Genomic DNA, 12,796 nt, shown 5'->3' on the forward strand with positions numbered 1-12,796 from the left:
CTCGCCAGACGCCGCACGCCGTCCAGCCTGACGGACACACTCGCGCGAGAACACCCGGACAGCCCGTGGGGGACATCCCGAAACCAACACGGAGGACGTCCCGGTGGTGGGCATCGGGCCGGTGTCATCAGAGTCATCACCATGATGACGACCAAACAGCGGCGCAGACGCGGCAGGACCAGAGGGCTGGTCATCGGTGTGATGGTGGCGGCGCTCGCGGGAATCACCCCGGCGGCCTCCGCCGCTCAGGACGCGCGGCCGACCTGGCGGGACTGCGCCGGCCAGGGCATACCGGCGGGCATGCAGTGCGCTGCGATCGAGGTACCCGTGAACTGGGCCAAGCCGGACGGGCCGAAGGTCGAACTGGACCTGGCCCGGCTGCCCGCCACAGAGCCCGCGCACCGGATCGGCAGCGTGCTGGGCATCCCCGGCGGTCCCGGGGTCAGCGGGATCGAGGACCTGAAGCGCGCCGCGGCCGACCTCACCGAACTGCGGCGCAGGTTCGACCTCGTCGCCTACAAGCCGCGCACCACCGTGTGGCGTGATCAGATGCCCTCGTCCTGCATGCAGCCTGGAACGTCACTGTTCGAGCCCCAGAGCCGCAAGCAGTACGAGGCCTTGGCCGCAGCGATGACCAAAGCCTTCGAAGCCTGCCAGAGCGCGGACAAGACCGGCCTGTTCGCCCACATGGACTCTCTGTCGGTGGCCAGGGACATGGAAGCGGTTCGCGAGGCCCTGGACGAGAAGAAGCTGAGCTTCATGGCCAGCTCCTACGGAGGAGTGGCCGCCGGCGCCTATGCCCGGCTGTTCCCGCAGCGCATCCGCGCCATGTATCTCGACGGCACGATCAACCAGGTCGACGGCTGGCCCGACCAGACGCTACGGACCCTGCCCGTCCTGGAACGTGTCTTCACCCGATTCACCACATGGTGTGCGGACACTCCCGCCTGCGCGTTGCACGGACAGGACGCCGGGGCCGTCTGGCACAAGCTCATTCGAGACGCCGATCGCAGGCCGATCCCGGTCACGTCGTCCGAGTTCGGCAAGGGGAAGCTGACCGGATGGCATCTGCGGAGTTTCGGCTTCATCGGCGACCCCGGACCGGACAGCTCGCGGTGGCTCGCCTTCGCCGCGGCGGTCGACAAGGCTCGAAACGGGGACGGGTCCGGTTTCGCCGATTTCGCTCTCGGCAACGCGCGGATCTGGGCCGCGCCCGGAGCGCTGGCGATGACCTGCGCGGATGACCGTGGCTACCGCAGCTACGCGCAGCTGCAGAAGTTCCGCCGTCAGGCGCGGAAGATCTCGCCGAACTTCGGGGGAGCCGCATTCGACGCGCTCGGATGCACCGGTTGGCCGCTACCGGTCGCCAACCCGTCCCGCCCGCTGCCGACTCGCGGTCTGCCGCCGTTCCTGGGAGTCGGCAGCACGTGGGGCGACTACGTACTGACCGAGAGCTTCACCAGGATGATCCCGGGATCAGTGACCGTCGGCTACGACGGGCCCGGCCATGTCATGTACCTGTCGGGCAAGAAGTGCCCCATCCAGCACGCCACCGCGTACCTGACCGACCTGAGGCCGGCCAAGCCGGGCACCACCTGCCCACCCGAATGAATCGTCGCCCCGAGCGCGACGCCGGGCGCGTGACCGTCTTTCACGAGGTCGGCCCGGAGAGGTCGAGCCGGTCGAGGTTGAGGAAGTTCGAGCCCATCTCGAGCCGGATCATGTTGTATCCCCGCGCGAGGGTGACGCCGTCCAGCACGGCCGTGCTCCACGTACCCCAGCCGCCGGTGGACGGGAACGGCTGGCCGGCGGCGACCTGAGCGCCGTTCACGAGGACGCGGCGGGTGGCGTCGCCCGCCCCCGCGGCGTACCGGAAGGTCAGCTTGTGCGCCCCGGCGGAGGCGACGTTCACGTGGAAGGTGAGCGTCTGTCCTGAGCTGTTCCAGCCGGCCAGGTAGCCGCGGCCGCTGTAGCCGGGCTGGCTGCTCTCGCCGCCGATGCCGGCCGGCACCGCGTTCTCGGCCTCGTAGACGCCGTTCTCCGGCTGGAGCCCGGCGTTGCCGTCCGGCTGGACGATCTGCAGCGTGCTGACGGCGGCGGCCGCGGTCAGGCTCTGCAGGTACGTGCTCGGCGCCGGCGCCGACCAGTCAGGCCCCACCAGGTTGTCCGACCTGCGGCGGTGCTGCCACGCCTGGGTGGCGTTGCGCTGCAGGAACGGCAGGTACCGGCGCTGGCCGTGCTCCTTGACGAGCGTGTTGAGCCCGCGGATCAGCCGCGCCTTGAACCCGCCGCCGTCGTTGACGCCCTCCTGCATCACCGTGCCGCCGTTGGTGAGGTAAGTGGTGACCCAGTCGGCCGCCGCGCGGGCGTCGGCCAGGTAGGACGCGGCGCCGGTCGCCTTGTGCAGCGCGGCGGCGGCGCTGATGTAGGTGCCGAAGTTGTAGCTGAAGTCCCATTTGACGAGGGTGCCGGAGCCCTCCAGGTGGTCGTACACGTGGCCGTTGTCCTGGAGGTTGGCCTTGATCCAGGCGAACAGGCCGCGCGCCCGCTCCAGGTAGCTCGCGTCGCCGGTGGCGGCGTAGAGCTTGGTGGCGGTGAGCGCGGCGGGGGCGTTGGTGGCGACGTTCTTCTGGTCGCGCACGCTCCTGCGCCACCAGATGCCGCCGCCGTACGTCGAGTCGTGGAAGGCCCAGATGCGGTCGAACAGCTCCCGCGACCGGTTGAGGTACCTGGCGTCGCGGGTGATCTCGTACGCCCGCGCGCTCGCCAGCGCCCACCAGCCGAGATCGTCGTTGAAGTCGTTCTCGAACTCCGGATAGGCGGCGACGAAACCGGCGTAGACGTCGTCGATCATGCGGCGGTACTCGGCGCTGCGGGTCCGCTCGTAGGCGTCCATCACCAGCTCCCACAGCTGCGCCTCCCACCAGAAGTCGGTGTAGAGGCCGCCCTCCGGGCCGTGCGCGTGCTCGTGGATGCGGCGGTCGCTGTTGGTGTAGAAGTATTTCTTCGCCGGGTCCCAGAAGGTCGTGACGAAGGCCCGCATGGCGGCGTCGGCGTCCGCGGGGACGTGCCGGACGGCGGCTTGAGCGGGCAGGACGGGTTGGACGAGAGCTGCCGACAACAGGACACAGGCAGCCGCGAGTCGTGATCTCACCGGCGCTTCCTTAGTTGAGGTTGTTGTCCTTCAGGACCCGGTCGCCCTGCTGCTGTGCCTGGGCGAGGGCCTGTTGTGCGCTGACCTTGCCCTCCATGAAGAGCTGGAGGTTCGGGATGACCGCCTCCTCCTCCATCGGCGGGTAGCCGGCGCAGGCGGGACGGATCTTGGCGTACTGCAGCGTGTCGATGACGGGCTTCCAGAACGGGTCGCCGGAGAAGAACGGATCCTGCGCGGCCTCGACGTTGCCGGGGATGTTCAGGCTGGTCTTGGCCCACAACATGGCGTTGTCCTTCTCGGCCGTCCACCACTTGACGAACTCCCATGCCGCGTCCTGCTGCTTGCCGGCGCGCGGGATCACCAGGCCGAAGCCGCCCATGAGGCTGGCCTGGTCGCCCTGCGGGCCGCTGGGCGGCGGCACGATGCCGAAGTCGAGGTCCTTGCCGTACTTCTTGTACGTGGTGATGTTCCACGGCCCGGTCAGGATCATGGAGACCTTGCCGGTGGCGAAGGCGTCGGTGCCCTCGCCGAGCCCCTTCTCGAAGCCGCTCTGGTAGACGCCCGCCTTGATCATCCGGCTCCACAGGTCGAGCGTCCGCAGGCCCTGGGGGCCGTTGAAGGCGGTGCTGGAGCAGTCGTCGGTGACCATCTGGCCGCCGGCCTGGCGCAGGTACATGCTGAACAGGCCGGTGTCGTCCATGGACAGCCCGGCCCGTACGAGCTTGCCGTCCTCGCGCCTGGTCAGCTTGACCGCGGCCTTCTCCAGCTCGTCCCAGGTGCGCGGCGGCTGGATGCCGGCCTCCTTGAGATGGGCCTTGTTGTAGAACAGCGCGCGGGCGTCGACCGTGAGCGGCAGGCCGTACAGCTTGCCGTCGTGGGTGAGCTCGCGTACGGCCTCGCCGTAGAAGCGCTCCTTGGGGATGCCGTCCTTCTTGAGCAGGTCGTCGAGCGGGAGCAGCACGTTCTTGGGTGCGTAGCTCGCGGTGCGCCAGCGGTCCCAGAACATCACGTCGGGGGCCTGGCCCGAGGTGGAGGCGGTGAGGAACTTGGTGAGGATGTCCTCCTGGACGACGTACTCGACCTGGATCTTGGGGTGGGTCTTGTTGAAGGCCGCGGTCATCGTCCTGAACTGCTGCTCGCCTTCCCCCGACCAGTCGCCCCAGAACTTCAGCTTGATGACGCCGTCCGCTGAGGAGGAGGTGGTGCCGGAGGAGGCGCAGCCGGTGGTGATCACCGTCGCGACGGCGAGGGCGGCGGCCGCCAGCCGCCTGGTCAGGGTCGCGTGCATCGGCGGCTCATTCCTTTCGTGAGAGTCATGTCATTGCAGGCCGGAGCCGGTGAAGGCCAGACCCCGGGTGAGGTGGCGCTGCGCGAAGGCGAACAGCAGGAGCGTGGGCGCCATCGCGACGATGGATCCGGCCATGAGCGGCCCGTAGTCGGTCTGCCGGTTGAAGGAGAAGGCGGCCAGGCTCATCTGGATGGTGTTCATGTCGGGGTCGTTGAGCACGATCAGCGGCCAGAGGAAGCCGTTCCAGCCCGCGACGAACGTGAACACCGCGAGCGTGGCCAGCGCGGGCCGGCACAGCGGCAGGTAGATCTTCCAGAAGATGCGGAACTCGGGGCAGCCGTCCACGCGGGCCGCCTCGCCGAGGTCCTTGGGCAGGGACAGGAAGAACTGCCGCATCATGAACACCGCGAACGCGCCGACCGCGCCCGGCAGGATCACCGCCCAGTACGTGTTGAGCAGCCCGATGCCGCCCTGCCCGGCGAGGTCGTTGCCGCCCGCGAGCGGCATGCTGCGGACGATGACGAACGACGGCACCAGCGTCACCACGGCCGGCACCATCATCGACCCCAGCAGCAGCCGGAACAGCACCTTGCTGCCACGGAACGGCAGCCGCGCGAAGGCGTACCCGGCCATCGCCCCGAGCAGCAGGTTGGTGACCACTCCCGCCACGGCCAGCAGCATCGAGTTGGCGAAGTGCCGGGCGAACGGCACCGCGGTGAACGCCGTCCAGTAGTGCTCGAAGGTGATCGAGCTGGGCAGCCACTTGATCGGCAGCGCGATGATCTCGTCGTCCGGCTTGAGCGACGTGCTCAGCGACCACAGGAACGGCAGCAGCATGAACGCCCCGACCACGGTGAGCACCCCGTAGAACAGGGCGATCCTGATCCGCCTGGTGATGGTCATGTCTCGTCACTCCGGTTGATCCGCATGTTGATCACGGTGACCGCCACGATGATGAGGAACAGCGTGAACGCCTGCGCCGAGGCGTAGCCCATCTGCAGCCGGTTGAAGGCGGTCTCGTAGATCTGGTAGACGGGCGTGAGCGTCGAGTTGCCGGGGCCGCCCTTGGTCATCACGTACGCCTGGTCGAACAGCTGGAAGGCGCCGATCAGCGACAGCGTCGTGACGAACAGCGTGGTCAGCCGCAGCTGCGGCCAGGTGACGTGGGCGAACGTCGCCCACCGGCCGGCGCCGTCGAGCGCGGCGGCCTCGTACAGGTGGGCCGGGATGTTCTGCAGCCCGGCGAGGTAGATCAGCATGTTGGAGCCGACGCCCTGCCAGAGCGTGACCAGCACGATCGAGACCATGGCCGTGCTGCTGTCGCCCACCCACGCCGGGCCCTGGATGCCGAAGAAACCGAGGATCTCGTTGATCGGGCCGTAGTGGCTGTTGAGCATCCACGTCCACACGGTCGCGGCGGCCACCGGCGAGGTCACGACGGGGATGTAGTAGATGGTGCGGAAGACGCCCATCGCCGGCAGCCTGCTGTTGAGCGCCACCGCGAGCAGCAGCGAGGCGGCGATCATCAGCGGCACGAACATCACGCAGTAGAACAGGATGTTCTTGAGCGTGACGAAGAACGTGGTGTCCTCCATCAGCCTGGCGTAGTTCTCCAGGCCGGCCCACGACGGCGGCGTGAACACGTCGTAGCTGGTGAAGCTCAGGCCGAGCGCGCCGGCCACGGGCAGCACGGTGAAGATGACGAACAGCACCATCGGCGGCGTCGCGAACAGGATCCCGGCCCGCGCCTGGTGCCGCGACAGCAGCGAGCGCCCGGGCTTGGCGTGGCCGGGGGAGGCCCGGCCGCCGACCGCGGGCGGGCCGGCGAGCGTCTGGGTCATGGCAACGCCACCTCCATGGCGAACTGCGCGTACAGGCTGTTGGCCCAGCCGAACCAGGGGCGGGTGAACACGCCGGGGTCGTCGGGGTCGAAGCTCTCGTGGATGTAGCCGGTGCCGGCCGTGGTGGCGGCGAGCATGGTCAGCAGCTCCGCCTGCTCGGCCGCGTCGGTGCTGGTCAGGCCCTGCATGGCCAGCGACATCGGCCAGACCTGGCCTGGCTTGGTGTGCGGGCTGCCGACGCCGCGGGCGTGCCGGCCCTCGCTGTAGTACGGGTTGCCCGCGCTGAGCACGAAGGCCCTGGTGTTGCGGTACGTCGGGTCCGTGGCCGGGCGGTAGCCCAGGTAGGGGATGGACAGCAGGCTCGGGACGTTCGCGTCGTCCATCAGCAGGTGGTTGCCGAGGCCGTCGGTCTCGTACGCGTAGATCGGGCCGTGGCGCGGATGGTCGACGATCGCGTACCGGCGGATGCCGTCCTCGATCTGGGCGCGCAGCGCGGCGGCGTCGTCGGCGAGTGCCTGGTCGGCGTAGAAGTCGCGGGCGAAGGCCGCGACGTGGCCGAGCACGGCGACCGCGAACATGTTGGCCGGGACGAGGAAGCCGTGGGTGCAGGCGTCGTCGCTGGGCCGGAACGCCGAGCGGACCATGCCCGTGTAGCCGCACGCGGGGCCGCGTCCTTCGTTGACGAGCGTGTCCGTGGGCTGCTCGGGGTGCGGGCGTTCGAAGCTGTAGGGGGAACTGTCGGGGTGCTGCTCGGCGCGCATGGTGGCGACCGCGACGGCGAGCATGCGGTGCACGTCCTCGTCGAAGACCTCGGTGTCGCCGGTGGCCGTCCAGTAGAGGTGCAGCAGCCTGAGCGGGTGGCACAGGGAGTCGAGCTCCCACTTGCGCTCCCAGACCCAGGGGGTCAGCTCGGTGTGGTCGTCCTGGTGGCCCTGGCCGTCGGGGGTCTCGTTGAAGGCGTTGGCGTACGGGTCGAGCGCGACGTAGCGTGCGTGCCTGCGGATCACCCCGCGGACCATGGCCCGCAGGTCGTCGTCCGCGGCGGCGTGCCGGACGTACGGCTCGATCTGGGCGGCCGAGTCGCGCAGCCACATGGCCGGGATGTCGCCGGTCAGCACGAACGTGGTCCCGTCAGGGAGCCGTTTGACCGTGGTCTCCAGCGTGTTGAGGAAGCACTGCCGGAACATGGCGGCGGCATCGGGGAACCGGGGCGCCAGCAGCGTGCGTACCTGGTCGGCGACGTCGAGCAGCACAGTGGGGACGGCGTTCACGCGTTTCCCTTCGTGAGGTGCGTGAGATGTCATCTGAGGGAAACGTAGGAATCAAGTTGTCATAAGTCAATATGTTTGATGTATCAACTATGAGATGATATATACCTAGATACGGTGACATACCAAGTGGTGAAGGGGAAGAGTGGCTGCGAGAGGCCCGCTCCTGTACGAGCGGATCATCGATTACCTCCTGGACGAGCTCCGGCGGGGAGCCCTGGCTCCCGGCGACCGCGTCCCCTCGGAGATGGAGCTGGCTGAGCGGTTCGAGGTCAGCCGGATCACCTCGAAGAAGGCGCTGGAGGTGCTGCGCCAGGCCGGTGTCGTGCACCGGATCCGCGGCAAGGGCTCGTTCGTGGCCCAGCAGCCGCCCGACCTCGACGCCCTGGTGCTCTCCCCGGCCGGCGCGGCGGTCCAGGAAGGCGAGCGGGTGCCGGGGACGATCGCCATGATCTATCCGGACGCGTCCGAGGCGTACGGGCTCGAGTTGCTCTGCGCGGTGGAGGAGCGCTGCGCCGAGCGCGGCATCACGCTGGTCATCAAGCGCACCCGCGGCAGCCAGGAAGAGGAGGAGAAGGCCATCGAGTCGATGGTCGACGCCGGGCTCGCCGAAGGGCTGATCGTCTTCCCCGTGCACGGGGAGTACTACAACGCCGGGCTGCTGCGTACCATCCTCGACGGCTACCCGCTCGTCCTCGTCGACCGCTATCTCGCCGGCATCCAGGTGTGCGCCGTGCACACCGACAACGTGGCCGCCGCGCGGGCGCTGACCGAGCGCGTGCTCGACCAGGGGCACCGGCAGGTCGCGTTCGTCTCGCCGCCGCCGGAGAACACCTCCAGCATCGAGGAACGGCTCGAAGGCTTCCGCGCCGCCTTCGCCGGGCGCGGCCTGTCCCTCGACAACGCGCGCCAGCTGACCGGCCTGTCCAGCACGCTGCCCGGCGCGTTCACCCAGGAGAACGTGGTCGCCGACGTCGAACGCATCCGCGCCTTCCAGGCCGGCGAGCCCGAGGTGACCGCGTTCGTCGTGTGCGAGTACAACCTGGCCCGCGTCATGAGCCGGGCCATCGCCGGCGCCTCGCCGCGCCCCCTGATCGCCTGCTTCGACTCGCCGCTCGACCCGATCGCCGGGCCGGAATTCCTGCACGTACGCCAGGACCAGCGGGAGATGGGCCGGCAGGCGGTGGACCTGCTGCTCGCCCAGATGCGCGGCGAGCCGGTGCCGCCGCGCTCCATCGTCCCCTTCTCGATCGTCGAGCCCAGCTGAACCACGGAGGACCTGTGACGCCCCCTGCCCTCTGGAACGACCGCGCCGAGCTGGCTCAGCGCAGCCTCGACCACTACTTCGCCGCTCCCGGCGACCAGCTCTTCCACAACTGGCACCCGCTGGAGCCGGGCGACGACGACGTCTTCAACTACTGGTGGCTCGCGCACGCCATGGACGTCCGGATCGACGCCTACCGTCGCTCGTCGGACCCGGCCCGGCTCGACCAGGCCACCGCCATCCTGGCCGGCCTCCGCCGCCGCAACGGCGGCGCGCTGTTCAACGACTACTTCGACGACATGCTCTGGCTCGCGCTCGCCACCCTCCGCCTCGCCGAGGCCACCGGCTCCGCCGACCTGCGCGGGGACGCCGTCATGATCTGGCAGCACGTGCTCGACCACGGCTGGAACGACCACGAGGGCGGCGGCATCGCCTGGCGCGTCCAGCAGCCGTACTACAAGAACACACCCGCCAACGCGCCGTTCGTCATCCTGTCGGCCCGGCTGCACCGCGCCACCGGCGAGGCCCGCTACCTCGAGTGGGCGGTCAGGACGATGGACTGGCTGGAGGGCGCGCTGGTGCGGCCCGACGGGTTCGTCGAGGACGGCGTCAACCGGCAGGAGGACCACGCCATCGACGTGCACTGGCGCTTCACGTACAACCAGGGTCTGTACGTCGGCGCGTGCGTCGAGCTCGCCCAGGCCCTCGACAAGGACGACCACCTCGCCCGCGCCGCCCGCACGGCCGAGACCGCGATCACCGAGCTGGCCTCCGACGGCGTCTTCGCCGACGAGGGGGACGGCGGCGACGAGGGCCTGTTCAAGGGCATCTATTACCGGTACGCCCACCTGCTGGTCTCGGTGCACGACGTACCCGACGTCCGCGACTTCCTGCTGGACAGCACCGAACGGTTGTGGGGCTCGTGCGTCCGCGACGGGCTCCTGCTGGCCAGTCAGGACTGGAACCGGCCACCCGGGCCCAAGGTCTCCCTGTCGGCGCAGCTCAGCGCAGTGATGGCGACCGAGGTGTGCGCCGCCCTGGCCACCGCCACGGCCGGCTCAGCGTAGGTGACCGGTGATGATCCACAGATGCCCGAACGGGTCCCGGATCCGGCCCGACCGTTTCCCGTAGGGGCGATTCTCGATCGGAACGACCACCTCGGCGCCGTGAGCGATCATCCGCTCGCCCACGGCGTCCGCATCCTCGATCTCGACCTCAATGAGAACCGGCGAGCCGCCGAGGTCTTCGGGTGATCGCCACCCCCAGGCCCGCACGGCCGGCGACACCCGAAACGATCCCCCCTTGACGCGGTGCTCGATCATGCTCGGCCGGCCGTCCTCGGCCGGGGGAGCGGCGAACACCTGCTCCGCCCCCAGGGCCGCCTGGTAGAAGGCGGAGGCACGAACGGGGTCGGGGACGATGAGACGTGGAGAGAGCATCATGCGTCCATCGTCCTCGCGGTCCGGATCAGGGTCTTGAAGATTTGGGAACGCTCCTCGGCGAACCCGCCTTCCACGGACCTGGTAGGGCTGGTGCATCGTCAGGCGGCCAAGCCTTCGGTGCGGAGCCACTCCGTCGGGGTGCATCCGGCCATGGCGCGCCACTCCCGCGTGAAGTGTGCCTGGTCGGCGAAGCCTGACTGCGCGGCGATCGTCGCCAGGCTGATCGTTTCAGTGCGGGCGGCCGTTGCGAGCGCGCCGCGTGCGGTTTCGAAGCGCAGGAGCCGTTGGTACTCCTTCGGCGTCACACCCAGAGCGGCGCGGACCGTACTGCTCAGGTGGCGGCGGGAGCATCCCAGGAGGCCGGCTGCCTCTTCCACCCTCGCGGTGCTGGACAGCGCCTTCAGCGCGGCTAGATCCCGCCCGTCGGCGTGCCTTTGGTGCCGGGCCCAGCCGGTGAGCAGGGCGTTCTCTACCAGGGTGCGGCGTTGCGGCCACGAGCGGCAGGCGGCCAGTTGCTCGGGCAGGTGCGCCATCGCCGGGGACACGTCCGCGAGGTCCGCGATCTGCCCGCTCAGCTCCGACGCCGGTACGCCCAGCAGTGCTCCGGCTCCCAGCGGGCTGAGCGTGAGCCAGACGCCACGCGTGCCGCCCTGCTGCCGCAGCTCGGCGGCGTCCAGGTGCAGCCCGGCGACGGCGGCGCTGAACCGCTGCGGTGGTTGCGGCCGCTCTAGCCAGGCGATCTCGACCGCGTCCGACTCCGGGATGGTGACGGTGATCGTGGACGAGGGCAGCCCGCGGTGCGCGCTCGGGCCCAGCTCGTACGGGCTCAACGCCACCACGAACGGGGCCAGGGCGTGAGTCATCGCTCCACAGTACGGGTTCCTCGTCGGTGAAAGGATGGGGACATGTACGTCGATGAGGTCGGAAACGCGCAGGCACCGCCCCTTCTGTTACTGCACGGCGGCGGGGTCGCGGGATGGATGTGGCGGCCCGTGGCGGAGCGGCTCGGCGCGAAGGCCCGCATCATCGTCCCCGACCTTCCCGGCCATGGGAACAGCGCGGCAGAGCCGTACCGGTCACACGAGTCCACCGCTCAGGCCCTGGTGAAAGTCCTGGAGGAACGCGCTCCGCACGGCGCCACGGTCGCCGGCTTCTCCCTGGGCGCGCAGCTCACGATCCTGCTCGCCGCGACCCGTCCCGACCTCGTCACCAGTGCCCTCGTGGTGAGCGCGCAGGCGAAGCCGCTGCGGTTCCCCGGGGCGACGCTGGGGCTCCTCGCCGCCACCGCGCCGCTCGCCAGGCAGGAGTGGTTCGCGAAGCTGCAGGCCAAGCAGTTGTTCATCCCGGACGAGCTGCTGGCCGACTACGTCCGTGACAGCGCGCGTACGAGCCGGGCGACCCTGCTCGCGAGCGTCGGCGAGAACATCCGCTTCACCCTTCCCGCCGGATGGTCCGAGTTCAAGAATCCGGCGCTGGTGATGGTGGGGGAGCGCGAGCGCGGGTTGATGCACGCCTCCGCCCGTGCCATCCACTCCGCCGCCCCCGGCAGCCGGCTGATCACCGTACCGGACTGCGGCCACGGCATCCCCCTCCAGCGCCCGGACCTGTTCGCCGACCATCACCCCTTCGGCCCGTAAGCCGTCATGAGGACGTACACGACAGCGAGAACTGCGATCCAGACCAGAGCACGCCTGGTCGGCGGCGGCCCGGCCCGCAGCAGCGAGAACCCCAGGGGGATGAAGGCGACGCAGAGACCGCCCACGGCGAGGAAGGACTGCGGGATCTGGGTGCCTTTGAGCGGCCCGAGCGCGAGCATCGCCATCAGACCGAGCGCCACCGACCGCCCCAGCCCCAGGGCGCCGGACCGATAGGCGCCGACGGCCAGCACGACCCAGCCGAAGAACGCCGGCCCCGAGATGGCCCTGAACGGATGCCACCGCGTCTCGCCCCAAGCCGTGTAGTAGGCGTCGACACCGTCGAGCATCGTCCGCAGACCGAGACTGTCGGTGAGATGAAAGGCCAGGTGATCGGTCCCGAACTGGAAGATTCTGGTGAACAGACCCACGAGCACCAGACATCCGCCCCACATGCCCCATAGCGGACTGGTGGCGGCGATCCGCTGCGCCAGCGTCACGACCCCCGGCCACAGCATGATGAACCCGGCCGCGAAGCAGGTGTAGGCGGCGGTGATGAGCGCAGGGTGCTGACTGTAGGCGATGAGCTGCTGCGGGACGAAGAAGTGAAACGGCGAACGCAGCAGCGTCCCCGCCATGATCAGTAGAGGCCCGCCGATCAGCGACACCGCACTTACCCACCGCCCAGGGAACGGGTGCTGCCTGCCCAGGTTGGCCGCGGCATTGGCCTCCCGCCGTTCCCCATCGCGCTGCCGCCATCGCTCCACACGCCGTTGCATATCGGACATCATTCGATTCCCGCCCGTCCTGTCGCTGCCTCCCGGCACGATCCGCCGGGTCCAGCAGAGGTTGTCACTTCAGGTGTGTAAAGATCGTTTCTGGTGGTGAGTGGGCGGTTATTACTT

At 69.3% G+C, this 12,796-nt stretch carries 12 protein-coding genes; 4 read left to right on the forward strand and 8 right to left on the reverse strand.

Going from position 1 to position 12,796, the window contains the following annotated elements; all coding sequences use genetic code 11:
* Window positions 1–201 precede the first annotated feature (201 nt).
* Window positions 202–1,611, forward strand: a complete 1,410-nt coding sequence (locus ACFFR3_RS48905) for an alpha/beta fold hydrolase (RefSeq protein WP_345406811.1) — start codon at window positions 202–204, stop codon at window positions 1,609–1,611.
* Window positions 1,612–1,651: 40 nt separating this feature from the next.
* On the opposite strand, the gene ACFFR3_RS48910 is transcribed toward ACFFR3_RS48905, so the two are convergent.
* From ACFFR3_RS48910 to ACFFR3_RS48930, 5 genes are read right to left on the reverse strand one after another with little or no spacing between them, the layout of a single operon-like run.
* On the reverse strand, window positions 1,652–3,154 hold the full coding sequence (locus tag ACFFR3_RS48910; RefSeq protein WP_379485438.1) for a glycoside hydrolase family 76 protein: 1,503 nt from the start codon (window positions 3,152–3,154) through the stop codon (window positions 1,652–1,654).
* 10 nt (window positions 3,155–3,164) lie between these two features.
* Entirely contained in the window at window positions 3,165–4,442 is a 1,278-nt protein-coding gene (locus ACFFR3_RS48915; protein WP_379485439.1) for an ABC transporter substrate-binding protein, read from the reverse strand.
* A gap of 30 nt (window positions 4,443–4,472) precedes the next feature.
* Entirely contained in the window at window positions 4,473–5,345 is an 873-nt protein-coding gene (locus tag ACFFR3_RS48920) for a carbohydrate ABC transporter permease (RefSeq protein WP_345406826.1), read from the reverse strand.
* Window positions 5,342–6,283, reverse strand: a complete 942-nt coding sequence (locus ACFFR3_RS48925) for a carbohydrate ABC transporter permease (RefSeq protein ID WP_364372639.1) — start codon at window positions 6,281–6,283, stop codon at window positions 5,342–5,344. Before ACFFR3_RS48925 ends, ACFFR3_RS48920 begins: the two co-directional genes overlap by 4 nt.
* Window positions 6,280–7,554 carry a glycoside hydrolase family 125 protein gene (locus ACFFR3_RS48930; RefSeq protein ID WP_364372642.1) on the reverse strand — a complete coding sequence of 425 codons (1,275 nt, stop codon included), beginning with the start codon at window positions 7,552–7,554 and terminating at the stop codon, window positions 6,280–6,282. Before ACFFR3_RS48930 ends, ACFFR3_RS48925 begins: the two co-directional genes overlap by 4 nt.
* Window positions 7,555–7,696: 142 nt before the next feature.
* On the opposite strand from ACFFR3_RS48930, the gene ACFFR3_RS48935 reads away from it, so the two are divergent.
* Both ACFFR3_RS48935 and ACFFR3_RS48940 read left to right on the forward strand, forming a co-directional pair.
* Window positions 7,697–8,818 (forward strand): GntR family transcriptional regulator, encoded by a 1,122-nt coding sequence (locus tag ACFFR3_RS48935; protein WP_345406832.1) that lies wholly within the window; start codon window positions 7,697–7,699, stop codon window positions 8,816–8,818.
* Between the two features lie 14 nt (window positions 8,819–8,832).
* Window positions 8,833–9,882 carry a glycoside hydrolase family 76 protein gene (locus tag ACFFR3_RS48940; RefSeq protein ID WP_345406835.1) on the forward strand — a complete coding sequence of 350 codons (1,050 nt, stop codon included), beginning with the start codon at window positions 8,833–8,835 and terminating at the stop codon, window positions 9,880–9,882.
* Here ACFFR3_RS48940 and ACFFR3_RS48945 read toward each other — a convergent pair.
* Together ACFFR3_RS48945 and ACFFR3_RS48950 are read right to left on the reverse strand one after the other, a co-directional pair.
* Window positions 9,874–10,353: a VOC family protein gene (locus ACFFR3_RS48945; RefSeq protein WP_364372648.1), complete on the reverse strand. Its 480-nt coding sequence runs from the start codon at window positions 10,351–10,353 to the stop codon at window positions 9,874–9,876. The genes ACFFR3_RS48940 and ACFFR3_RS48945 overlap by 9 nt on opposite strands.
* Window positions 10,354–10,355: 2 nt before the next feature.
* On the reverse strand, window positions 10,356–11,120 hold the full coding sequence (locus ACFFR3_RS48950) for a helix-turn-helix domain-containing protein (RefSeq protein WP_345406841.1): 765 nt from the start codon (window positions 11,118–11,120) through the stop codon (window positions 10,356–10,358).
* 42 nt (window positions 11,121–11,162) lie between these two features.
* On the opposite strand from ACFFR3_RS48950, the gene ACFFR3_RS48955 reads away from it, so the two are divergent.
* Complete coding sequence (locus tag ACFFR3_RS48955) at window positions 11,163–11,894, forward strand: alpha/beta fold hydrolase (protein WP_379485440.1); 732 nt, start codon at window positions 11,163–11,165, stop codon at window positions 11,892–11,894.
* Here ACFFR3_RS48955 and ACFFR3_RS48960 read toward each other — a convergent pair.
* Window positions 11,876–12,559: a hypothetical protein gene (locus ACFFR3_RS48960; RefSeq protein ID WP_364372657.1), complete on the reverse strand. Its 684-nt coding sequence runs from the start codon at window positions 12,557–12,559 to the stop codon at window positions 11,876–11,878. The two genes, ACFFR3_RS48955 and ACFFR3_RS48960, sit on opposite strands and share 19 nt — an antisense overlap.
* Between the last annotated feature and the right edge of the window lie 237 nt (window positions 12,560–12,796).

It is taken from the genome of Nonomuraea salmonea, assembly GCF_042428605.1.
Classification (GTDB): Bacteria; Actinomycetota; Actinomycetes; order Streptosporangiales; family Streptosporangiaceae; genus Nonomuraea; species Nonomuraea salmonea.